The organism is Shewanella septentrionalis, assembly GCF_025370265.1.
GTDB classification, from domain to species: Bacteria; Pseudomonadota; Gammaproteobacteria; order Enterobacterales; family Shewanellaceae; genus Shewanella; species Shewanella hafniensis.
This window is the reverse complement of the sequence record NZ_JAMTCC010000008.1, coordinates 103379-128007: the sequence shown is the minus strand read 5'-3', so window position 1 is coordinate 128007 and position 24629 is coordinate 103379. Positions and strand designations below refer to the sequence as shown.

The window sequence follows — 24629 nt, the reverse complement described above, 5'->3', positions numbered from 1 at the left end:
TTAAAGTCGCGGTGACTTACCCTTGAGGGCATTAATCAGCAGTGAAATTACGAGTAACACAATAAATAAGAAGAAAATAATTTTTGCGATTCCCGCTGCCGCGCCAGCGATACCCGTAAATCCAAACAGTCCGGCAATAACAGCGACAACTAGAAATACTAATGTCCAACCTAACATAATAACCTCCTGCCCTTGTCTTAATCCTTCGCATGACCGTTTGTGTCATTTGTAAGGTAACGGCTAATGGTTATTTCTAGATTGCGAACATAATGCCAACTTTGTTTATTTTAATTAAAGTATTGATTTTAAATAAAATTTAAAGAATTAGTTTTAAGCGGATACGAATGTGCGAAGCGTGGAATAGGCAATTTTTACCTAAGCTTCGGTAAGAGTTTCAGCCTAATACGTTGAATCAAAGACTGTGAGCTGATGTCGTTCATAAGTAAAGACAAATAAAAGCCGACACTGTTAATTCGTGAATCAATTAATTCATTAATCAGTGTCGGCTTGAGTATCCATTGGCTTTTTTAACGCTAAGCAATTGCTGTGGTTAAAAACGCGTGGCACTTAATGATTGCAGTCATCAACACCTCCCTGTTTTGATGGGCCACCAGCGAGTGTGCCAGATGCGAGCGAGTGCAGCGGTGCAAATCGGATGGTGTCATGGTTTGCTAATATATTTAAATTAATCAGTAGGTTATATCCGTCAATCAAGATGGGCTTTGATGTGCTTGGGTAAGCTTTCTAGGCTTGCCGCATTCAGTTGTTTACACCCAATGGCTATCACCTTTTTTAGCTTTGGCAGCTTGGCCAGAGGCGCTAAATTGGTCACTTGGGTGTGTGATATATTAAGTTCTATTAGTCTTGTCAATTTTTTCAATGGCGTTAGGTCTGTGATAGAAGTGTTGGCTACCTCTAAATCCCACAATTTAGGCATGTTGGCCAACGGGGTTAAGTCCGAGACCTGAGAGTTATTTAGCCAAAGCAGTGTCAGCTCCGTTAATTTCGCAAGCGGCGTCAAATCTGCTACATCTGTATTATTGCATCCGAGAAAATAAATTTGAGTTAAGTTGGTTAGTGGTGATAAATCTGACACTTTTGTTCCATTGATCATAAGAGTCTTTAGTATTAGCAGTTCCGCCAATGGCGTTAACTCGACCACTTGGGCGTAGTTCATATAAATAGTTGTTAGTTTTGATAGCCCTGTTAGCGGCGTTAAATCAGATACGGCTGTGTTTGAGAAAGATAGGCTTCTAAGCTCGGTAAGCTGGGTTACCGGAGCTAAGTCAGATACGGGCGTATTATCAAATTCTAGCATTTCCAGCTGTTTGCAATCTTTCAATGGCTGCAAGGTGTTCACTTGGGTATGGCTTAAATTCAACTGCCTTAAATTGGACCAAAGTTTGAGCGGCCGCAAATCGGCCGATCGCACGCCACTTAAATTAAGACTCGCTGCATTCTCATGTCCACAACGTGCAAAAGCTGCCGCTATCGCTTTGCGGCTCAAACTCTCTTCGTTATCATAATCGCGGCAAAGCTCGGGCCACAGGCTATAGATGGATGCTGAACCATCAAACTGTCCTTCGGTGAAATTATGTATCCACAGCACTGTGATTTGCTGCTGGCGGTAGTTGGGGGAGAGCTTAACGGCAGGGTTGAGGATGATTTTACTCAGCAGATGCAGCGCATGATCCACTTTGTCTCTAAATTTGTCATTTTTGTTGGGGAATTTTTCAGCAAGCTGCTCAATAGTACCAAACAGCTTGTCGATAAATTGGCTGTGTTGCTGACGGCTGTTGCCATTTTGGGAATAGTCTTCAAATACCAGTTGCCAGCATTCGAACCAGCTTTGGCTATTACAACTTAAGGTCAGGGAGTCGACCAATTTCTGATTACCACTCAACTGTGACCATTGCCCACTAATAAAGTGGGCGGCAAAATACTCTTGAAAAGACAAGTGACTGAAGGCAAATACTGCCTCGTGCCCTTGCTCTGCATCCTGCCCTCTGTCAATCAAAAAGCCAGTACGGCGCTTGATATAATCGATCAAGCTTTTGGCGGTTTGTTGGCATTTGTCTTTATCTTCATAGACTTCTTCTAGCTCTTTAGCAAAGAATCTTGTCAGGTCACTCTCTGTTAGGCTGGTGACACGGCCAACCTCATTATCAAAATATAGGTTTTCAATTTGAACATTGTTGTTGCCAGTTTTACCTAATAATTCACTCAGCTTGCCTAACTGCATCGCATAGGCCAGTTTCGCCAGCCAGTTGCGGATGTCGGTATAGTCAAAATCTTCGCTGTCGATAAAGTGATTTTTTATGCCTCTGGCCCTGTCCATGCTAACCAAATAGGTCTCGATGATTTTCTGGTAGAGTTCTGCCCGACCATTGGGCAGGCGACCACGGCGCTGTTGAATAAAGCAGATCATATTTAATAGTACAGGAGTGCGCGCCAAGTGATTAAGCGCACCGTTACCATTAAACGCGGTCTGTAGGTCGTCGATAAACTGCGCCTGTGCATCGCTGGTTTTTACATAGATTTTGCACCATTTTTGGCTAAACTGCAGTCGCTGCTCATTATTGAGAGGCTGGATATAATAAAGCCCAAAGTCATGCAGTTGGGATACATCGGTCTTACGCTTAAGCCTGTTTGGATTGGCTAGCTTAGCGTTAAGCCCATCTTTAACCTGAATATCAAATTCATCCGCCTCATTCAATTCGTGTAAATCTAGTGGCTGATTTTTATCAATATTGGCAAAGGGCCAAAGCAAGGATGCATCGAAACCAACAACCCGCGCGGTCATAATGCATCGGCATGATGGATATTGGCTAAACAGAGTTGCTAGAGTTTGCCCCAGATTCAGCATTTCCTGCTTGCCGATTTCATCCAATCCGTCGACCAACAGTAAGACCTGACCATTGGCCATGGTCTCAGTGAGTTTATCTAGATCCAACAGTTCACCAAGGGAGCCTAAATAGCCCCTGATATTGGTGAGAAATTGCTCCGTATTGTTGGGCACAGTGAGAAAGGTACGAAAATCCCTCACTCTTAAAAGGATTGGCAGTAAGGGCCCCATGGCCTGTTGCGCATAGTTACTTCTATGGTGGGCTAGGCTTATTGCCAGCCAATGCAGAAAAGTCGTTTTGCCTATCCCGGGGTCACCTAATATAAATTGCCGTGGTTTTGCAGCTAACAGCTTGGCTAGGCTGATATTGTCCTTGGCCTGCAGCGTTTGCTGCGCAGCATCGAAGTTTTCGGCGCTGGTGGCACTATTGCCAAAGCTTGGCAGTACGAAGAGATCATCGATAAAGGCACTGTCTTGGTCTATATCTGCATCATCATCCAATAGAGCTAGGCCTTGATTATTCAGGCAACCATAATAGTCTGCTAATTGGCGGCAATAACGGTCAAATCCTTCACGGTAAAGGTCAATAAATTTGCTTTTATCTGAGGGCTCAAATTCGGGGAAATACTTCATACTATTCGACCTCTGCGGGAGTGGCGGCATTATAGGATTGGATAAGATTATGCAGGTAATCTCCCCAAGCAGGTAAGTTAGCATTTGCCTCTATTTCTGTTAGCAAACTGGCGAAGCGAAATTCAGTGATTTTATTGGGATGTATAAATGCGCCGCGCGCCTCGGTATTCGAACTTGTGAGATGTTTAAAGGCGGGTATTGTAGACTTGCCATTTTTAGTAAATTCAGCCACATCAATAATTGACTCAGGGCTAACGCTGAGCATCTCGTATATTTCTCTGTAACTCACATAAGCGCTGGCGAGAAACAGCAGGGATTGAGCATGGTATTGCGTTTCGCCGTTGGTTTTGCTGATAAAGGCAGCTAAACGATTACAGATCATTTTCAAGCGCCGTGGATTGGCAGGCAGGTAGTTTTGTTGTTCGAGTTCAAGTTTTATTGCCGCAATAATGCCAACATATTTGTTGTGATCATTTGTCAGTATTTTATTTAGATTATTCGCAACAAACTCGGCAATTTGATTCTTATCTGCAATCGGCAACCTGTGAGCGTCTTGGCACAGTTTCTCTAGATATTCAGTCGCATCGTGATTCGATACATCTTGTATATTGCCCGTATTTCGTAGTTGCGCGTGTTCGAGCTTAAAGCTGGCTTCCAACTGCGCGGGGTCGATGGCAATCACGAAAATACAGTTTTCCAGATTGAGGTAAACCTTGATGCCCTCTAGCAGTTTTTTGGCTGTTGCCGCATCACAGCGATCAAGATCATCGATAAAAATAATACATTTTCTATCTGTGTTAGGTATATCAGCCAAGTCTGTCAGTAAGTGATCTATTGCGGTGCTGAGGGCATTGTTTATCTGATCAGTTGAAAGTTGGCTCAGCAGATTATCTTTCTCGTATTTATCACCGATAGATTGGATCTTATCTAGGCCAGAAACCATTCCTGCACTGAGAGTCTTGATCACGCCATCAAACACGCTAAGACCTGCGACCATACTGACGCTTGCAATTTTTCCAGCTTTGTCAAATAGTTTCCTTTTTTGGCTAAAGGACTGACGCATTGTATGCATAAGGGCGATAATGGGCTGGGGCTCATGTTGATAACGCCATGCTTCAAACCATACACCTTGGTAATAGGGGTTAACTCTGTTGGGATTATTAACAGCTTCACCCTTTATAGAAGGTGGGTTCTCACCGAATAACTGTGCGTATAACTGCGCTAAAACGCTGGTCTTGCCGCTGCCCCAATAACCTGTGATAGCGATGGTTTTAGGTGCCTGACTTTGACGTATCTCTTCAGCGATACCTTTAACAAAAGTAGTGTAAAGGCCGAAGTCGTCGGTTAAGACGGGCAAGTCGTTTAAGCTTTGATGAGCCATGCGGTATCCATATCCTAGCAGTACATACAATTCGATTAACGAGTCGGTATCTTACGGTGTTTTCCCTTTAGATTCTATTGGCTTGTTAGTCAGGCTTGACCGTATGTGGATCGTCACAGTTAATGCCGTAAGTTGCAGGCGGGCACTGTCGCGGCAGTGGCCATCGGGAAAAGGGACTTTTCCGTTGAGCCCCCAGGGATGGGTTCACGGCGTGCCACTAGAGCGACAGTGCTTAGCTGCATTGGCACAAACAAAGCCTATAACTCAAGAGATTAGATTGGCAATAACGTAGGCGCTTCGATTTAACGAGGTAGTGAAGAAGATTGCATCAAGTAGGGAGTTGAGTCCCTACTTGATGTCTCGATAGTCCGTTAGGGGTTAAAAACGATTTAGCGGTTTCCAGCGTTGCAGGCTAACTGGAATGCTAACCCCTTGGGATAACAGCAAGTTAATCCGGGATTGATAGGCCGCGCCCACCATTAAATGTTTGGCTAAATCGACCGCATTACGGGCTTTATAGTCATCTAAATAACTGCCTTTTGCCCACGCATTAAATGCGCCGAGCGCTGGGCCTGCCCAAATTTGGTAATCCATTTCGCGGCCGACTTCACCTGTGTTCGACCAGCGGCTAGACAGACCCAAATACCAGCGGAAAATCAGCGCCATCTTACGTTTGGGGTTATCCAGTGCGCGCTCGATTTGCTTAGGATCGCGCTCGTTAAAGTGGGCTACTGTGCCAGTCCAAATGTCATCGAGTGATGAGCGGAACACTTGCTCTTCGAGTTTTTTACGCTCGTCCGCAGGGATGGCATCAATCGAATCGTAACGGGTGTAGATTTCATAAAGCTTATTGGCGCGCATTGGGAACAGGGTGCCGCGCTTAACCACTTGTAATTTCACGCCCATTTCGAACATATCGGCGGCAGGCGCCATAGTCACATCGGCCATTTCTGTGGTGGCGAGTAACTTACGTGTGTGTTCGCTCGCGCCCGCCTCCACACACGCTTGGTTGATTGAACCTGTGACGATAAAGGCCGCGCCCATGTTGAAGGTGGCTAATGCTGCGTCGGGGGTACCAACGCCGCCGCCTGCTCCCACACGGATGGGCGTCTTGTATTGATACTTAGCTTGGATTTCATCTTTGAGCGCCAAAATCGTCGGCAATAGCGTGACCAGTGGACGATTGTCGGTATGGCCGCCAGAATCGGCTTCGGCCGTGATGTCGTCCGCCATGGGTACAAGTTGCGCCATCGCCATTTGATCTTGGCTGATAAGGCCTTCACTGACTAATTGCTGCAGAATTTTGGCAGGCGCCGGCTCCATAAACTTAGTCGCGACTTCGGTGCGACTGATTTTGGCTATGACTTTGTTGCCAATGACGATGTCGCCATGTGCGTCGCGGCTCAAACCTGCTGCGCGGTAATAGACGATCTGCGGCGTTAAACCTAAAAATGCCGAGGCTTCGACTGTGCGCACTTTATGTTTTAAAAACAGCTCAACGCTGCCGCGCTCTAATGCGGGCTCGCTTGGGCTGTGAATTAAGTTAAAGGCGTAGGGGCCATTAGGCAGCGCTGCTTGAATGCGAGTAATGGCTGCTTCAACGCGGGATGGAATTAACCCAGCCGCGCCAAATGAGCACAAAATGCCCGCTTGGCCGAGGGCGATAACCAGTTCTTCCGAGGCAATACCGTTAGCCATAGCGCCGGCATAGTAAGCGTATTTGACGCCGTGGACGCGGCGAAAATTACTGTCGCCTAAACTTTGGGTGCCAAGAGCTGGGGCAAAGGCGCTGACAGGGTGTGAGCCCAATGGCGCTTGGCTGTCACTGGTGGTCACTTCGGCCGTTTGCGCTATGCCTAAGCCTTTTTCACTGTGATTCACTAAGTAGCAGGCTTGGCTTAAATCTTTGAGTTTTTTGCCTAATGAGTCGATATCAAAGCTCAGCTCTGCATCGTTGACTTGCCACGGCCAAGGGCTAAGTTTTTCGTTATTACTATTAAATTGATCGAGAGTATGGCTTGTCATAGGTATTCTCTTTTTATTGCCGCCTTAGGCACTTTGGCCAAGGCGACACATTATTTGTAATTAGCGTCTTTCTAATTGAGCAAGGTGATTAAGCTTCTTCAATACAGATGGCGATATCTTTGACCTCATAAATTCGCAGGCCATCTTTACTCAAGTTGGCATCGCCCATAATGATGCGTTTGCCATTGTCGTCTGTCACGCTGGTAATGTGTACATCCAGCGACATCTGCTTGTTTAATGGGTTAATTTGGCCACGATACTTCCATTTGATATCCGATAAAATCTGGCCAAATTTTGGATTCTTAAAGCCTGCGCCAAGGTCTTGGTCAATCGCATAGGTTTGCATCAGCTCGATAATGGCTTCAACCCCTAATGAGCCTGGCATTACCGGATCTTGATGGAAGTGGAATTGGAAGAACCAATCACTCGGGTCAATGGTGCGCTCGGCGTATAAATAGCCAAGGCCCGCTTTACCGCCGGCTTTCACGATTTCAGCCTTGTCGATAAAGTTAAGTTGACCGCCCGCTAAACGGTAATGTGGCTGACCTTTTGGTGCGTTAAAGCTGCGATGTTGTTTATCTAACAGATTGATTTGGCTATCGGCGGCTATACCATTTTGCACATGCCAAGGCTGAGTTGTCTTGCCGTTGTCTATGCCAAGTTGGTTTTTCAGCGCATCGCCTTTGAAGTAACCAAATACCGCTTTACCTTGGTAGAAAGGCTCGCCATCACAGCTTAATTCGAAGCTAAAATTCTGAATAATGTTGCTGCCGGCAATCACAGTCGATAACAAACGTGAGTCGTTCACTATGGTTTTGCCGCGTAAATCCACGTGGCGCAGTAGCTTACCGCTACCGTCCAAGTTACGGAAAAACAGCTCTTGGCCGGGGAAGCCCAAGGTGGTGCCCATATAACCTGAGATAAAGCCATTTGGCTGCAGTGATATTTCCATCAGCACAGAATAGGGCATCACAGCATGATGGCTGTTTTTAGTGTAATACCAAGCATTTGCGGGCACTTCGTATTCGGCGATGCAAGATGAAGGCTTTTTCAGCTCGCCGCGTTTGCCGTCAATCTTAATGACGCGAGTCGTGAGCTGTAAATCACCGCAAGGCGTGCGCGGTGGAATTAGGCCGCGATAGATGCTGAAATCGGGGCCGAAGCAGTTTTCGATATCGCCAGTGGCAAATTCGAACATGTGGTATGGCGTGAACGGCAGGGTGTCGGGCACGCGGTTAGCATACTTAGAATCCGCTGGCGCGACTGGCGCAGGTACATGCTTAAGCGGCACTACGCCTTTGTTGGTTGGCGCAGTTAAATCGGGCTGCTGGGCCATTAGCGGCGCAGCTGCTGCGGTTGTAGTCAGTGAACAATTCGTATCGTTATCCGCAAGGTAGCGGGTACATTCGGCTTCTTCTTTGATCATCACCCCAAGGTTTTGGAAATCCACCACCACTTTGCCATTGAGCAAAATATCGATATTCGCCTTCGCATAAGGGCGCGGGCTCATACCGATTTCGGTGATTTCCATGCGATAGGTGAGCAGGCCAGATTGCGGCAAAACTTGACCGCGACAGCGCACTTTTTGTGACGCATTTTCGAGCGGTTGGAAACGACCGTTTTTGACGCCACCTTCTTCTGTGCTGGCGTGCATACCAATATGCAGCATAAAGAATTGCAGTAATTGACCACAACCTTCGGCCATTAACGATCCCGCCATCACTTGGTCGCCCTTGAAATGACACGGGAAATACCAATGGTCGGCCTCGAGCTGCTTATGGCCTTGCACTGAGCCTAAGCCCCACGCACCGCCATGCACCTCAAGATGGCTGACTTGTTCAATCATCAGGAATTTTTCAGAGGCAAAACATAAAGAGGGCTGCAACCCATATTGGGCTTGATGCGCTGCATGGGCACCGCCAAAACAGCCACCGATATCGGCGCCGAGTAATTTATGGATTTGGCTGTAATCAAATTGGTTTTGCGCGCAGTTAAGCAGCGGATTAAAGCGCGGTTTATTGGGATTGTTGAGCGCAAGATTACGGGCTTTGATTTCGGCTTCGGTGCGAATAACGCCTTTGCCGTCGGCGAGTTCCTTGTCGGTGAAGAAGCCGGCGCAGCCGCCATCCATTTTCAAAATCAGCTTGTCGCCCACAAAACATTCGTAAGAGAAGAAGAACAACAAGGTATCGCCATTGCGGGCAAAGTGATTGATGGAAATGTCGTAGCGCAGGGTGTCGCCACCGCGCGGTAAGTCGCCAAGGAAGGTCAGGGTGCAATCGAGCAGGCGATAAACGCGCTCGCCCTTGTTTTCAAAGTCGATACCTAAGTAGCTGATCAGCATCAAGTCACATTGACCCGATTCAACTGCCACGGCCCACGGAATTTGACCATCGACCAAATACGGCGCGTCCACAGGAATATCGTATTCTGTGGTCATAGTGCAAGGCTGATATTGGTTCATCTGGGCGTTTAATTTCGTTACCCGAGATACCAGTAAATAGTCTGTGGTTGGCAGACGTACACGGCGCGAATAGCTGTCTATAATGGCGTAATCTGGGCCAAAGACCTTAGCGATATCCCCTTCGGCGTACTCGACCAAATCCGCATAATCCCAAATACAAGGCTTGTTTATCGGCGTTGGCGGCGTGTACTCAGGCACTTTTGCATGGTTTGGATAAAGCGCTGCTGGGTTTGCCTCTGAGTTAACAACTGGAGCTAGCTCAGGTGTATGAGCAGATGCATACGCTGGCGCCTGAACAATGGCTTGCTGTTGCACTGACGTCGCTTGGCCAATCGATGCCAGTTCGCCCTTCAGTTGGGCTTTCATCAAGGCATCGGCCAGTTTCAGGCCTTGCTCACGGCTTTGTAAAAAGGCTAAATGGGCTTCACGGGCGAATTGCTGATTACGTATAAATGCAGCGTCTTTTAGCTCTGCTTGAGCGGCGTTGTTATTGGGCGTGCTTAGGGCATTCATTGGCATGCTGCTTAATGTCTCTTTTTGTAGAGCCGTGGTTGGGCTGCTTGTTGCAAAGCGATTAGTGTCTTTACTCGCTATTTGGGCCAAATACTTGCGTTGGCTGCGCGCTGGCAATGCCGTCATGGCTTGGGCTTTTTGTTGTATTGCACCAAGGTCAGCGAGCGGCGTATCCAGGATATGCTGATAGATATCGCGGCCTCCGAGTGTCACTTGTTTTATCAAGTGTTTTTGCTCTGAAAGCGTTAAGTCTTGCGCGAGTCTTTGCTGCAAACGGTGCGCTTGCATGGCACTTTGGCTGAGCAATAACTGCGCGCACTTACCTTGGCTAAAGGTGGCTACGAGCGCGTGCTGCGCTTGAGTGTTCTGTTGCGTTTGGTTTTTCAGCTGAACTTGATTTTTCAGCTGAAGCAGAGCGCTCAAGATACTCGCCATTCCCGCGGCAGCAAAGTTGTGGCCTAGGGTGTTTGCGGCTTGGCTGCGCTCACTCACACTTGGCAGCAGGGTGTTGGGTGTCAGCGCAGGCTCGCTGAGTTGCTCAACCGCAATACTGGTTTCAATCAAGCTAATTTGGCTGCTATTCACTTTGGCTTGCGTTAACAAGTTATCGCAAATTCGCGCTGTGCTGCTGTTGCCTTGTGGGTCACAAAGAGCGCCAAATACTTGGCCGCTAATGTGACCATAACTGTCGCCATAGCTGCTATTGGCATTGTCAGCGGCAGTGCTTGGCTGGGCTGCACTTGATTGCGCTGTTGTGAGCACTAACGCGCCGGCACCTTCACCGACTTTCCAGCCAGTGTCTGTTGCATTCAATGCCACTGGTGATACAGCGTTTTTAAGCACCACTTGCTCGAGACTGCCACTTAAATCGACGGCGGCGATCACTACAGCATCTAAGGACTCTTGGGACAAGAGGTTTTCAGCCACATCGATACAGCGGGCGACTGACAATTCTGCCGCCGAAATGGTAAAGGCGGGGCCGTTAAAGTCCCACAGGGAGGCGATACGTGACGCCATGATGTTGCCAATAAAACTGGTATATTGGTTCAGTTTGGCGGCATCGAGCACGCTATCCATGGCGATTTTTTCAAGGGCGAGATACTCAGCTTGCGTGAGTGTTATCCCTTGTTTTTTAAGGCTGTCTGCCAGTTGAGTGTGCAGATTCACTCGGCCACGGAACTGGTGTAATTCCAGCTCTGTTTCCATCGCCACTAATACGGCCACCTTGCCACCTGGCTTTAGGTTGGCATCGCGGATCGCTTCATCGGCCACTTTGATCAGCAGTAGTTGCTGGGAGATCAGGCGATCATCCTCATTGGGCGGCACTTTAAAGCGCAGGAAGTCAAAATCGAACTGGTCGATATAGGCGCCCTGCGGTACAGCAGGCAAGCCAAAGTTAGCTAAGATGTCAGGATGTTTATCTAAGCCTTTCCAGCGTTTTTCAGGCAGTGGAATGAAGGCGTTTTGCTGAGAACTAATCGCGCTATCCAGTGCACTAATCGACGATAAAGGCCCGAAGTGCGATGCTAAGCCAATGATATTTAATGGTGTATGTTGATAGCTTACTTGGGCTGTACTCTGCTGATGTTTGCTACTGGTATTTGCCGGTACATAGGATTCCAGCAATAAATGCGCGTTACAGCCGCCAAAACCAAACACGGAAACACCCGCGTGGCGGCGGTCATTGCCAGCTTTATCGGGCCACGCATGCATTTCTGTCGGGAGGTTTTTACCGCTAAACAACCCCTTAGGCGAGGATATCGGCGCCGATAAATTAATACTTGGCGGCAAGCGGCCCGAGCGCATGGCAAAAATCATCTTCATGATCCCCGGCATGCCCGCGGCGGTGAGTAAATGGCCTAAGTTGGATTTTGCCGAGCCGATAAGCGGCACTGCAGAGCCCGCGAGTTTGTCCTCAAAAAAGCGTTCCATCGAGGCGAGTTCGACTTTATCACCAAGCGGCGTGCCCGTGGCATGGCATTCAATCACTTCGATATTGGCGGGCTGTGTGTTTGCCGCACTGTAGGCGCGCTCGAAGGCTTGCACTTGGCCCTTGCTGTTGGGGCTTAATACAAACTGGCCTTTACCGTCGTTCGACAAACCAATGCCGCTGACGACCGCATAGATGTTATCGCCATCGCGCTCGGCATCTTCTAAGCGTTTTAAAACTAAAACCCCAGCGCCTTCTCCGGCGAATAAGCCCTTGCTGTTACTATCAAAGGGCGCCGAAATACCGTGATCTGGATAGGCGTGAAAAATTGAGAATCCCATGTTGATAAAGAAGGGATCTGCGCCCGATACTGCGCCCGCAAGCATCATATCGGCCTTGCCAGTTGTTAGGTAATCGCAGGCGAGTTTGAGTGCGTAAACTGAGCTAGCACAGGCGGCGTCCAGGCTTAACTGAGTGCCGCCTAAACCGAGTGCATCGCTGACCAGCTTTGAGGCTGTGTGGGCAACGGCGCCATTGGCAACGTTTAATGCTTGCTCGACGTTTAATGCTTTGTCGGCGTGAGCTTGGTTAAAATCAGCCAGTTGAAAAGCGCTTTGGTTAAGTTTGTTTTGCAGCGCCTTTTCAACGGTTTGATGATACAGAGGCAAAAATAATTCGTTGGATCGGGCGGTCGGGAACGACAAGGTTCCCATCACGATACCTGTGTGCGCCAGTACGGCATCGCTTGGGGCAATCCCGGCGTCTTGAAGGGCTTTGCGACTGCAATCGAGTGCCCATAAAAAGCTTTCATCTAAACCGTCAAAGGCGGACTCAGGCAGTTGATAGCCCCTAGCATCAAACTCAAAGTGTTGAATGTAGCCACCTTTATCGCAGTAAAAGCGGTCAGATTGACCTTGCACACCTTGGTAATCGGCGGGATTAGCATTGAGCTTTTCGCGGCTAATTTGGCTGCGTGAGTCTTTTTTATCCAGCAGATTTTGCCAGAAGGTGTGTGGATTGTCGGCGTCGGGATACTGAGTCGCGAGACCGACGATCGCGATTTTTGACGCACTTTTTGATGCGCGGTTTGACGCAATGGTAGGCACGGTAGTTTTATCAATAGTAGGGGAATGCTGAGAACTCACTGGGGTTCTCCTTTTGGTGATACTGCTGATGATAAAGGGGCTGCGTTAGCACTTAATGGCGTTATTAGCGGCGCGAGCGACAGCGGTATTCTGTGACTTATCAGCTGAGCTAAACACTTGAGTAAGCTAGTAATCGCGTCGGCACCTTTGGCATTGCAGGCAATGGCGGCTGTAGTTGCGTTCTCGGTGCTTTGGCCTGCATGGGCATGGCCGATTTTATCGATGAGCGTGCTGGTTTGCCTATCGGCGCCCACTTCGACAAATAGCCTTGCACCTTGCTCGGTGGCATTTTGAATGAGGGCACTAAAGTCGAGTGGCGAACAAAAGGTATCGGCAATCGCGCGGCCGATGCTGTCGCTATCCACTGCCACTGGCGCAGTTTGCGCTGCGCTGATAAAGCGAATTGGGGAATCTTGCGCCTCAGCTTTTAGCGCTTGAGTATAGAAATCTTGTACTTGCCCGTGGACTAACATGGCGGGCGCGGTATGCATTGCCGTGACGCGATTGGCGGCAATCCCACGCTTACCTAACTTTGCAAGCAGGGCTTTACAGCTTGTTTCGCAGCCGGCAATAACGCAGGTATCACCTTGAATGATGGCTAAGTAGGCGCGAGGGAACTCTGGCAGTAATGCTTTGATTTCATTGCTATCAGTGCGCACCACAAAGCTGTTCCACACTATGGATTCATTATCCTTAAGCTGCCATGCTCGGTGCACTGCGGTTAGCTCGCCAGAAATGGCATGGTTGAAAATATTGCTATTTTCGGTGGCCTTGATCATAGCATGGGGCGTTTGCCACACATCTAGGCTGGCCCACATGGCGGCTTCGCCCATTGAGTAACCCAGCGCCATTTTTGGCTTAATATTAAAGACTTGGGTTAAAAGCTTAGTGAATAGGTAGCTGGCGCCCACGCCACTAATCGCTTGCTGGCTTAAGCTCATGCTTGCTGCGGTTTTTACATCTGCGGCATAAATCTGCGGTGATTGCAGCATGGCGCTTAAATCGCCTTCACGTTCTAACTGGTGATACAGCGCGGGGAAATACTCATGCAAGTTATTGAACATATTGGCATAAACAGTGCCAACGCCGGGATATACAAAGGTAAGTCCCGCATCCCCTAGTGGCCTCGCGGTAAAGCAGCTGCCCGCTGGGGTCTTAAAGTGTTGACCGTGATGACGAATAGCATCACTTTCAAGCGCCGTAAGCATAGCTTTGGCTTCAAGTTTGAGATCATCACTTGATGCCGCCATCAAGACTAATGCCAGTGGTGCGTTGGCATCATAGCGTTCAAACCAAGTTTTGAGTTGCTCAGCGCGAAAGTCAGCGTGCAAGCCTACGCCATTTTCCACTGTGTTAACTAGCTGCAATACTTGCGCGATGAGTGAATCAATATTGTCACCACTTATCGGCACAAATAGTTTGTTTTCATCAACAAGGGCTTTGGGCGCGATAACTTGTGTGCCTTGGGTAAGCACTAGGCTTTGGCTTAGATTTCGAGACTCATCCGTTTGATTTGACGTTTTTGCGACAAGATTTAGGCACAACACCCGCGCTTGATGTTGGTCGCTAAACCAATAGCCCGTTTGCTGATTTTCCCCTTCTTTGCCATAAAGCGGCGCTTGTGTTCGCGCTGCGAGGGCGGTTACGCCTTGGCGCAGCGCAATACATGCCTCGTTGAGCGTGTTAGCGACCATCTGATGCTGAACGGTTTGCGCTGGACTGCGCTTTGCCGCCCCTAATGCCTTATTAGCAACAGCCGCCGTGTTAGCAACAGCTGCCGCATTTGCAACACCCGCATTCGCACCACCAGTAGCCTCATTACCTGCTGCAAAGCCTGCAATAAATGCGTGGGCGTGTAGGCGCAGTTTGGCGGCGGTTAAACCATCGAGCAAGTGCAGAGACTGGGGCAGATTGCCATCATTGAATTTAAGTTCAACGAGCTTGCCTTGCTCAATGGCTGTTGTTGCTTGGCCTAACAAGGCAGTGAGCGAGCTTTGCTCATACACTGACGGTTCATGATCTGTCGATTGGTTGGCATCGGCAGCGCAAATTTGAACTCTTTCACGTTCCGTAAATCTCCCTAATACTTGGGCTGAGTGAGAGTCAAGGTTGACGGCATCGCCAAGCAACACTGCAATACGCAGTGGCTTGGCAAGCTTTTCAGTCATAGCCGTGTCAGCTATCGACGTTTCAGTTTGGCCGCTATGTAGAGTTGCTAAAGTGTGGGCTAAATTCACTCGATTTTTGCCTCCACGCTTTCAATGGTTTTATTAGCAACTTTATTAGCTAAGAATGCACCGTTAAGGTTTTTACTGATGGTGACTTTGGCGTTGTTCATCTCGCAGCTTAAGCGGCCATCTTGATGATATAGCGCGATATTGGCTTCAAGGGCGCGGCCAGAGTGTTTCACCACCTCAAGCACTAAATAACCTTTATCGCCAAAGGCAAAGGGCGCATGGGAGATAAACTCACCAATACTTGATGGCAAACTCGCCGCGCCATATTTGAGTCGTGCCCATACCAGCATCGCCTGTAGCAGCAAATCTTCCGCAAAGGCTTGTGAGCCTTTAGGGGTGAGATTAGGTGCAAAACTCCCGCAGTCCGCTAACGCAACATGGGGAAGACTCACCTTGGCGATTAAGCTCGCATCGTCAAACTTCAACACTGACTCAATACCTTGCAGTCTTGGGCCGTGGAACAGTGTGCCGTCGCTGTAAAGGCGGCTCGTGGTTGCGATAGCAGAAAGTCCCGCCAAGCTTTGCGCGTCAAAGGCGGTTGCTTTGCTGTTAGTGGCTAAGTAATCGTTAGCCGCGTCATCAACGACTAAGATGGCCTGATATTGCGGACGACCTTCAAAGCTGATTAAGGCACTGAATTGTCCACTCAAGTACTCGTCTGTGTCTTTCGCGGCTTTATCCGTTAACGCAATCGGTGCAAGCTCAAGTTCTAGCGTTATGGGGGCTGCACTTTCTAACACTCCATTTTGTAACACGGCAGTGTCGAAAATAATGCCCTTCAACAGCTTGTAGCTTTGCACTTTGACAGGCTGCTTGAGCACATCAAAGGCGGCTTCACGCATCCACTGAATTGCGCACACAGTCGGTAATACGGGATTACCGTTAATGCAGTGATCTTCAATAAAGATCATTGCCTTAGGGTCCAGTGTGCGCTGCAGCTTTACAGCGCTTATATTTACTGCGCTTGGATTTAAAGCGTTAAGCAAAGCATGCGGATCCGACGTGTCAGTGGTCAGATCCGCTTCAGGCTTTTTTAGATTGCTACCTTCAGTTTCTTGCTTTTCGTTAGGCGTGTCGTCATGGGGTGCGCTGCCTTGCATATCAGTACCGACCAGCAATTGTGCGCCAGTGTTGCTCAGTAATTGGTTAGCAAATAACTCAGCACCTGCCTTTAACGGGATCACATAAACACCGCGATCCATAAACATCTTTTTCAGCGCAGGATTCACCATGCCGCCGTCCCACGGACCCCAATCAAAGCTCATCACTTTGGCATTTGGCAGTTGCTGCGCCAGTTGCAGTGCGGCTTTGTTGAGTATGTCGTTGGACATAGCGTAATCGCTTTGGCCGGTATTGCCGTAAAAACCTGCCGCCGATGAGAACAGGGCAACCAGCTTTAACTTATCTAAATCCAGTGCGGCTAGCAGATTGCTAATGCCTGTGACCTTAGTGCCATACACCCGTGCCAACTCATCTAAGGTTTTGTCTTGGATGTGTTTATCGGCGAGTACGCCCGCACCATGGATAATGCCGGTAATAGGTGATAACTCAGTGATCGGCACTATCGTGCTGGCGATCGTATCTGGATTGTTTACATCGAGACTTAAGTACTCAGCGCTCGCGCCTACTGCGGTAAACGCTTGCAGTGCAGCTGCAATTTCTAGGCTGCTTTGCACTGGCCATACTAAGGCATCCACTTGTTTTGGCGTGGGTTTCTCACCCAAGCTTTGAATGTGGGCAATAGCAGCGGCTTTAAGTTCGCTGTTATTTTTGCCTTGTGCCCAAGCGGGAATCGCTTGTTGGCTGCTTCTGCCGGCAAGGATAAAGTGTGCCTTGCTGCGTTTGGCTAAACTTAGCGCACATTCAAAGGTCACGCCTTTTGCGCCGCCGGTCACCAGTATTTTATCTGCACTCGTTAAGTTCGCCGCGCCGTGGCGGGTATCGGCCTTGCCTGCCACTAAGGTCACGCGCTCAAGTGCTTGGGCTGCGCCTTGGCTAACACCGACTTCTAATAGCTTATCGGTTGCAAATAGCTCAGCGATCACCGCATTGGCCAGTTGTTTGGCATCAAGTGCGGGCGCGATATCTAAGGCGCGGCAATGCACACTTGGCCACTCGTGGCTTAAGGTTTTCGTTAGGCCTGATAATGCTGCTTGGTTTAATTCGCTATTGGCAATTTGGCTGTGGTTAAGATAACCAAATCCGCCGTCGATACGACTGACGCTGATAAAGCTGCTTTGTCCCGTGACCAAAAAAGGTTGCAAGTGTTTAGCGAACAAGAAGGCTTGCTCGACCGACGCTTTGGCGGCACTGGACAACACTAAACCTTTCGCATCGGCGGCGGTTTTATGTTGTGGTTGCAGATGAATAAAGCCTGCAACTGTGCCTAAGCTTTTGATCTCATTAATTACTGCACCAATGCTGGCATCGTCAATCGCCGCCAATGTGAAGCTGGCAATGTGGCTATTGAGCGGTGATGCACTGGCTACAAGGCTTTCTGGCGAGCGTACAACCGCAACAGTTAGACCTTGAGCATGCAATTTCTCGGCAAGTACGCCAGCATTGTGACCATCATCGCTAATGATAATGCAGGCATCTTTAGCAAAAACGCGTGTTTGAGCTTGTTGCGCTGATTGCTTTGACGATTGCTGTGGCGATAGTTGCGTTAGCTCAGCCGCCGCTGGCAACTTTTTTAGCACCACCTCACTATGTGGGGGTAAATCGATAGTAGGTTCAGGCTGAACGACAGCGCTAACTGGCGCGGCATTCTGGCTTACCGCGTTTTGGCCTAGCTTGCTTTGCCCTATTTCTTTCGAAAAGAGTGCAACGATTTCACCTAAGGTGCGACACTCGGCCAGATCTTCAGGATTGAGTTCAGGCAAACCCGGTAGCTCGTCTTGCACTGTGCCTAAGATTTCAACGCGCTTGATGGAATCGATACCGAGATCGGCTTCCATATCCATGCTGAGTTCCAGCATTTCAGTGGGGTAGCCTGTCTTGTCGGCCACCACAGACATCATGGTTTGTTGGACAAGTGCAGCGCTTAAACCGCTGGCGGCAGGTACGGCTGTTACAACTTGAGTGACTACATTTGCTGTTGTAATCGGCGTAGCAATAACAGATCCCGCAGCGGGCAGCTTGCTATTCATATAGCTTACGATTTCACCCAAGGTACGACACTCGGCGAGATCTTCAGGATTCAGCTCAGGTAAGCCCGGCAGTTCATCTTGCACTGTGCCTAGGATTTCAACGCGCTTGATAGAATCGATACCGAGATCTGCTTCCATATCCATGCTGAGTTCCAGCATTTCAGTGGGGTAGCCTGTCTTGTCGGCCACCACAGCCATCATAGTTTGTTGAACTAATGCAGCGCTTAAAGCGTTAGATGCAGGAGCGGCAGTGGTTTGAGCAACTGGCGCAGCTGTCGAAGCAATAGCTCCCGCTGCAGGTAATTTGCTATTCATATAGCTAACGATTTCACCCAAGGTACGGCACTCGGCCAGATCTTCAGGATTCAGCTCAGGTAAGCCTGGTAGCTCGTCTTGCACTGTGCCTAGGATTTCAACACGCTTGATAGAGTCGATACCGAGATCGGCTTCCATATCCATGCTGAGCTCCAACATTTCAGTGGGATAGCCAGTCTTGTCGGCCACCACAGCCATCATGGTTTGTTGAACTAATGCAGCGCTTAAACCATTGGCGGCAGGTACGGCTGTTACAACTTGAGTGACTACATTTGCCGTTGACATCGGCGTAGCAATAACAGATCCCGCAGCGGGCAGCTTGCTATTCATATAGCTTACGATTTCACCTAAGGTGCGGCACTCAGCCAAATCTTCTGGGCTAAGTTCGGGTAAACCCGGCAGTTCATCTTGCACTGTGCCTAAAATTTCAACGCGCTTAATTGAATCGATACCTAAATCGGCTTCCATATCCATGCTGAGCTCCAGCATTTCAGTGGGGTAGCCCGTCTTGTCGGCTACCACTGCCATCATCGTTTGTTGCACTAACGCAGCGCTTAAACCGCTGGCTGCAGGAGTTGTTGGCGCTGTTGTAGAAACGACAACTTGGTCAGGCGCTGGCAATTTGTCATTTTGTGTAAGCTTACTTTGCATGTAGTCAACGATTTCACCTAAGGTGCGATACTCGGCCAAATCTTCTGGGCTGAGTTCAGGTAAGCCCGACAGTTCGTCTTGCACTGTGCCTAGGATTTCAACGCGCTTAATTGAATCGATACCGAGATCGGCTTCCATATCCATGCTGAGCTCCAGCATTTCAGTCGGATAGCCCGTCTTGTCGGCCACCACTGCCATCATGGTTTGTTGAACAAGAGCTGCGCTTAAACCGCTTGTTGCTGGTGCCACAGATGTCATCTCTGGCATAACTAAAACAGGAGCTGCTGGCGCAACTTGTACTGTCGCAGCAGGCGCATAAGCAACGGGAGCGGTTTGCACAACAGGAGGAACGGGTGTGCTAACCGCTGGTCTTGTCGTAACAGCCTGAGCCGCGACTGGTGCGGCATTGTGTGCCACTGTCGATGCAGCAACAGGCGCAGGAACCTGTGTTGTTGCTTGTGGCTGACTTGCAACCGCTGGGTTAAAGTTAATCGGCGCATTGTTTAGCATGGCCAAAGCCGCTTGGCTGCTACTGCTTTGCAGTTGCATAAATTCGGCGTGGCTTTGCAGGGTTTGTGCTTGATGCTGGTGGAACATTTCCATTGAGCGTTGCAGGCTTTCTGGGATTGCAATGCCAAGGCTCGCCATCTTGGCTTGTTCTGTCATCAGTGTCGTGAAGGTATCGCCATATTGCTGCGGGATGGCTAAAAACTGTTGATGCAACTGCGCCGCTTGAGATTGTGCGCTGAAAAATGCCGTTAACGCATCGCCGCTAACGCTTTGGTTCAATTGCGCCGTCGCTTGTTGCTGGTGATTGCTTAAGCCTTGCGTCACGCTTGGGGATGTTTGTTTCATTTCAACAGCTGCCACTTGATTTGCTTCCACTTCTATTATTTTCTCAACCACTTTTTCGACTATGACTTCTTTCTCAACGATTTTTTCGACTTCTTTTTCGACAACCGTTTCAACGATGCGATCCACATATTGCACTTGGCTAGTCACGCTGCCTGTGGCGAGAGATTTCGCCATCTTAGCTTGGGTTGCGGCACTGATGTGGTTAGTGGCGGTGAGTTTGATGTTCATCGCCGATGGCGCTTCACGCTCGGCAATCTCCTGTGACGTGACGGCTTGATAGGGGTCAACCTCAGTTAACGCCACACCGGCTACCGCGAGTTGCACTGCGGCTAAGCGTAATTGACTGTCACTGTCGCCCTTAGGGTTCGGGTTCATGCTGACAAGGCAAAGCTCATTTAAGTGTTCACTTAAGGTATTTTCAACGAGCTTTTGCAGTATGTTCTTAGGGCCAAACTCAACAAACACACGGGCGCCAGCATCATACATGGCCTGCAGTTGTTCGCTAAAACGAACCGATTGCAGCATGTGTTGTTTAAATTCTGCTTTAATCGCTTTGCCATCGCTTGGGTGCAATTGACCCGTACCGTTGGCATAAAGTGCGATTGCAGGCGCGCTGAATTTAGCTTTATCAATGGCCTTGGCAAAGGGCTTTTGTGCGTGCCCAACCAAGGGGGTATGGAACGCGCCTGAGACAGGCAGGGCAATCGCTTTAAAGCCCAGTTCACTAATGGCTTTTGCGGCCAGCTGAGTTTGCTCTGTGCCACCTGCGATGACTAATTGCGTTGGCGCGTTGTAGTTGGCAATTTTAACGCCATCAAACTGAGCTAAACAGCAATTAAGCGCATCGATATCACTCTTTTGTTTGAGGATGATGGCAAACATCTTGCCTAAATCGACTTGAGCGCCAGTATCATTTGGCGTTTGCGCCATGGCGTGCCCACGGGCGAAGGCCAGTTCGACGTAATCAACACTCGAAATCACGCCAGCCGCGCAAAGGGCTGACAATTCACCAAAGCTGTGACCCGCCACCATATCTGGGGCAAAACCCGCTTGAGTTAATAGCGAATATTGCGCCATTGAAACCGCGCCTATGGCGCTTTGGGCGAACAGGGTATTGGTCAGCGCCGCTTCTTGGGCTTTAACCGCATCGGCATCGAATGCCGGAATAGGGTATAGGATGTTCGATAACGGTGTTTGACCGTGGTGAGCAAATACCTTATCGCTGGACATCACTTGTTGACGCATTTCAGGGAAATGGCAGGCGAGTTCGCGACCCATGTTCAGGTACTGTGAACCTTGACCGGCAAACAGAGCGGCCACTTTCTTTGATTCATCTTTAGCAACTAAAGCTTTTGCGCGGTAGCTGATCCCAGAAGGTAACTGCCACGCCTCGCTGGCACTGGTATCTAGGAGCCCGCTTTCTAAATGCGCACTGCTTTCTAGATGAGAGATGGCTTGATTCAACTGAGCTTGCAGCTGAGCGATATCCTTAGCCACAAAACCTAAACGAGCATCTGTGTCTGCCAGCGCGCGCAGCGGATATTGCTGAGCGATAGCGTTCAGGCTCGCAGCGCTGCTCTTATTCGCGTTCGTATTCACGCTTTGGCTCAACGCAGCTTTTAACTCGCTAAGCAGCGCAGCTTTATTGGCGGCGGCAAATAATAGCGTTTGCGGCACACTGCGCTGACGGTATTGCTCATCACGGCTGTGCTCGGGTTTGTATTCTTCTAATACGAGGTGGAAGTTAGTGCCGCCAAAACCAAAGGAGCTTATGCCAGCACGGCGCGGCGTACCGTCAGTGCGTTGCAGCCAAGGGCGCGTTTCGGTATTTAAATAGAATGGTGAGCTTTCGATATTCAGTTTTGGATTAGGCTTGCTGACGTTAATGGTCGCAGGTAATACCTTGTGGTGCAGCGCCAGCGCGGCTTTGATTACCCCAGCAATGCCCGCTGTTGATTTAGTGTGGCCCACTTGGGATTTCACTGAACCTAACGCGATATGTTGATTGGTGTCGTTGCCTTGGGCAAATACCGATTTTAAGCCATTAAATTCAGCCACATCACCTGCGGCAGTGCCCGTGCCATGGGCTTCAACTAAGCCAATGCTGTGCGGGGCAAAACCCGCGTCGTCGTAGGCGCGCTCCAATGCTTTAGCTTGGCCTTCAGGGCGCGGCGCATAAATACTCTTAAATTTACCGTCCGATGAGGCGCCAACGCCTTTGATGACGGCATAAATCCGGTCGCCATCGCGCTCGGCATCTTCAAGGCGCTTAAGCGCAACCATGCCGATCCCTTCGCCGATCATCATGCCCTTTGAATCGATATCAAAGGGTTGAATGGTTTCATTGGTAGTGAAGGCAGGCGTTTTTGAGAAGCTCATATACATGGACGGCGAGTTGTCGGTACAGACGCCGCCTGTGATCATCATGTCGCTGCGACCTTCGGTCAGCTCCGTCAGCGCCATACGCATAGCGGCAAGCGAGCCCGCACAGGCTGCATCGACCACACAGTTCATGCCGCCAAAATCAAAACGGTTGGCGATACGGCCTGCAATCACGTTGCCGAGTGAACCTGGGAAAGAGTTTTCTTCCCAGTGGATATATTGGTCTTGGAACTTTTTGATCAGCATTTCACTGTCTTCATCGCTCAGGCCGCTGCTTTTGAATACTTTTTTAAGCACTGGATATTGCAGGCGCGAGTTCAAGCTCTGACTGATTTTTTGACCACCGCCCACGCCTAGCGTGATACCAATACGATCGCGATCGTAATCGGTAGGCAGATTGGCATCGGCGAGCACTTCTTTGGCAACAATCAGCGACAGCAGTTGCGAGGTATCTGTTAGCTCAAGAATATTGGGCGGCAGACCAAATTCCATGGGATTAAAGTCGACTTCAGGCAAAAAACCACCGCGTTTACAGTAGCTTTTATCGGCTTTGCTTTTGTCGGCATCGTAGTAATCTTCGGCGCGCCAATGGGTGTCTGGGATGTCAGTAATGGCATCGATTTTTTCGCTGATCAAATCCCAAAATTTATTTAAATAACGCGAGTTGGCGAAGATGCTGGCCATGCCGACGATGGCAACGGGCATATCTTTCAAACGTTTGTTGAGTCGTTTATCTTTTTTTGACTCAGCTTTTGAGTCAGTGGTTGAATTAGGTACAGAAGGGGTATGGCTCATAAAGAGTCTCCACGGGTCGACCTGGATACGGTGACCTTGTTTTGGGATTCAGCCGCGCTTGTCTTTGGCGTGCCATGGGCACCGGGAAAACGGGCTAAGAAGGTGTGATAGTTGCGAACGAGCAACTTTCGTAAATGAAACGGCCCATGTTTAAGGACATAGGCGATATATCTATTGGTCGCTTGGGTATTGCTGTCTTGATAAATATCGAGGTAAATCCAATCACTTGCCGTATCTATGCCTAATAGCACTGAGCTTGGGGCTTGCTCAGTAAGCTGCGGCGGTATGGTGAGTGAGACCACTTGCACCACAGTATCGCCGTCGGTACTCGGCAATGCGAGCGCCTTAGCTAAGGTTTCTGGATTGACCGTATAGGTTTGGATATCGCTGCCTTGAGTCACAGGCAATTGATTGAAATAGCGTTCGGGGACTTGCGGTGCTTCAAACTCATCGAGCCGCGATATGCCGTAGCGCTTTAAACAACGGGCAAGGCCGGAGCGCGACACATTGGGATTAATAAAGGTTTGGGTAACCTTGAGTAATCTATCTAAAGTGAGTTTGAGTTGATAGCGTAATCCTACCACCACATATTCTTCCATCGGCGTGAGCGTGGTATTGAGGTGGTGGGGCGTGTTCGAACTGTTGCTGATGGACTCACGCTTACGCCATTTACGTACCGTTGCCTCGGTAATATTTAAAATTTTTGCCAGCTGGCTGACGCTCAAATCAGACTGCTGGATAAAGAGTCGCATTTCAGGCGTAGTGGTGGCGTTGCGATGCCGAGGTGTGCTGTCTTTTTTCGCCGCTTGAGTCGTGCTCTTAGGGGCGTAAGACGGCGCTTTAGATTGAGAGTCGCGAGCTGCCATTAATAATAATTATCATCCGACATAATCTATTGGGACTGATAAGCGATAGTAGCTGAGTCACGACTGACATTGAGGACTCATGTCGTGACACCCATAGTAAAACCTGTGCTTATCATCTGTGTCACTTAATGGGGATGCAGATTACCTGAGGTTTCGGGGCGATACAATCATCTGGGACTGGAATTTATTGGCTTTTGTTGAGTAAAGGTATTTTCTGTGCGTTATGTTGGGTTTTCGCTTGCCGCTTGGGCTTTTTAATACTTTGATAGTGGAAGAGTTAAATTTTTAGCGGCGATAAAGGCCGCTTTTTTGAGTTAGCGGGGTAAAATAGCCCAATATTGGCTTAAGCCTCCTCTGTGATGAGTGAAACTGTGCGGCTGAAACGGCTAACTTGAGCGACTGTTTGTGTGGCTTATAGCGTTGAAAACGAGCTAAAGATGGGC

At 49.1% G+C, this 24629-nt stretch carries 8 protein-coding genes; all 8 read right to left on the bottom strand.

Translation table 11 applies throughout. From position 1 onward, the window contains the following. A complete protein-coding gene (locus NE536_RS06450) occupies window positions 1-177 on the bottom strand; it encodes a DUF1328 domain-containing protein (protein WP_006080947.1) in 177 nt (58 codons plus the stop codon). 529 nt (window positions 178-706) lie between these two features. Continuing rightward, window positions 707-3478 carry an NACHT domain-containing protein gene (locus NE536_RS06445; RefSeq protein ID WP_261272175.1) on the bottom strand — a complete coding sequence of 924 codons (2772 nt, stop codon included), beginning with the start codon at window positions 3476-3478 and terminating at the stop codon, window positions 707-709. A 1-nt stretch (window position 3479) separates the two neighbouring features. Further along, window positions 3480-4859: a KAP family P-loop NTPase fold protein gene (locus NE536_RS06440; protein ID WP_261272174.1), complete on the bottom strand. Its 1380-nt coding sequence runs from the start codon at window positions 4857-4859 to the stop codon at window positions 3480-3482. Between the two features lie 378 nt (window positions 4860-5237). Then, on the bottom strand, window positions 5238-6884 hold the full coding sequence (gene pfaD / locus NE536_RS06435) for an eicosapentaenoate synthase subunit PfaD (protein WP_261272173.1): 1647 nt from the start codon (window positions 6882-6884) through the stop codon (window positions 5238-5240). 88 nt (window positions 6885-6972) lie between these two features. After that, window positions 6973-12936, bottom strand: coding sequence for a hotdog fold thioesterase (locus NE536_RS06430; RefSeq protein ID WP_261272172.1), 5964 nt, complete (start codon window positions 12934-12936; stop codon window positions 6973-6975). Beyond that, window positions 12933-15173 carry a PfaB family protein gene (locus tag NE536_RS06425; RefSeq protein WP_261272171.1) on the bottom strand — a complete coding sequence of 747 codons (2241 nt, stop codon included), beginning with the start codon at window positions 15171-15173 and terminating at the stop codon, window positions 12933-12935. Before NE536_RS06425 ends, NE536_RS06430 begins: the two co-directional genes overlap by 4 nt. After that, the gene (locus tag NE536_RS06420) at window positions 15170-23320 is read right to left on the bottom strand and encodes a type I polyketide synthase (RefSeq protein ID WP_261272170.1); all 8151 of its coding nucleotides are present in this window, start codon (window positions 23318-23320) and stop codon (window positions 15170-15172) included. The genes NE536_RS06425 and NE536_RS06420 overlap by 4 nt, the downstream gene beginning before the upstream one ends. Continuing rightward, window positions 23317-24186, bottom strand: a complete 870-nt coding sequence (locus NE536_RS06415) for a transcriptional regulator (RefSeq protein ID WP_261272169.1) — start codon at window positions 24184-24186, stop codon at window positions 23317-23319. The genes NE536_RS06420 and NE536_RS06415 overlap by 4 nt, the downstream gene beginning before the upstream one ends. Between the last annotated feature and the right edge of the window lie 443 nt (window positions 24187-24629).

Coding starts and splice junctions, on each gene's coding strand:
- NE536_RS06445 (WP_261272175.1), bottom strand. CDS start 3,478: ATGAAGTATTTCCCCGAATTTGAGCCCTCAGATAAAAGCAAATTTATT.
- pfaD (WP_261272173.1), bottom strand. CDS start 6,884: ATGACAAGCCATACTCTCGATCAATTTAATAGTAATAACGAAAAACTT.
- NE536_RS06450 (WP_006080947.1), bottom strand. CDS start 177: ATGTTAGGTTGGACATTAGTATTTCTAGTTGTCGCTGTTATTGCCGGA.
- NE536_RS06415 (WP_261272169.1), bottom strand. CDS start 24,186: ATGGCAGCTCGCGACTCTCAATCTAAAGCGCCGTCTTACGCCCCTAAG.
- NE536_RS06440 (WP_261272174.1), bottom strand. CDS start 4,859: ATGGCTCATCAAAGCTTAAACGACTTGCCCGTCTTAACCGACGACTTC.
- NE536_RS06420 (WP_261272170.1), bottom strand. CDS start 23,320: ATGAGCCATACCCCTTCTGTACCTAATTCAACCACTGACTCAAAAGCT.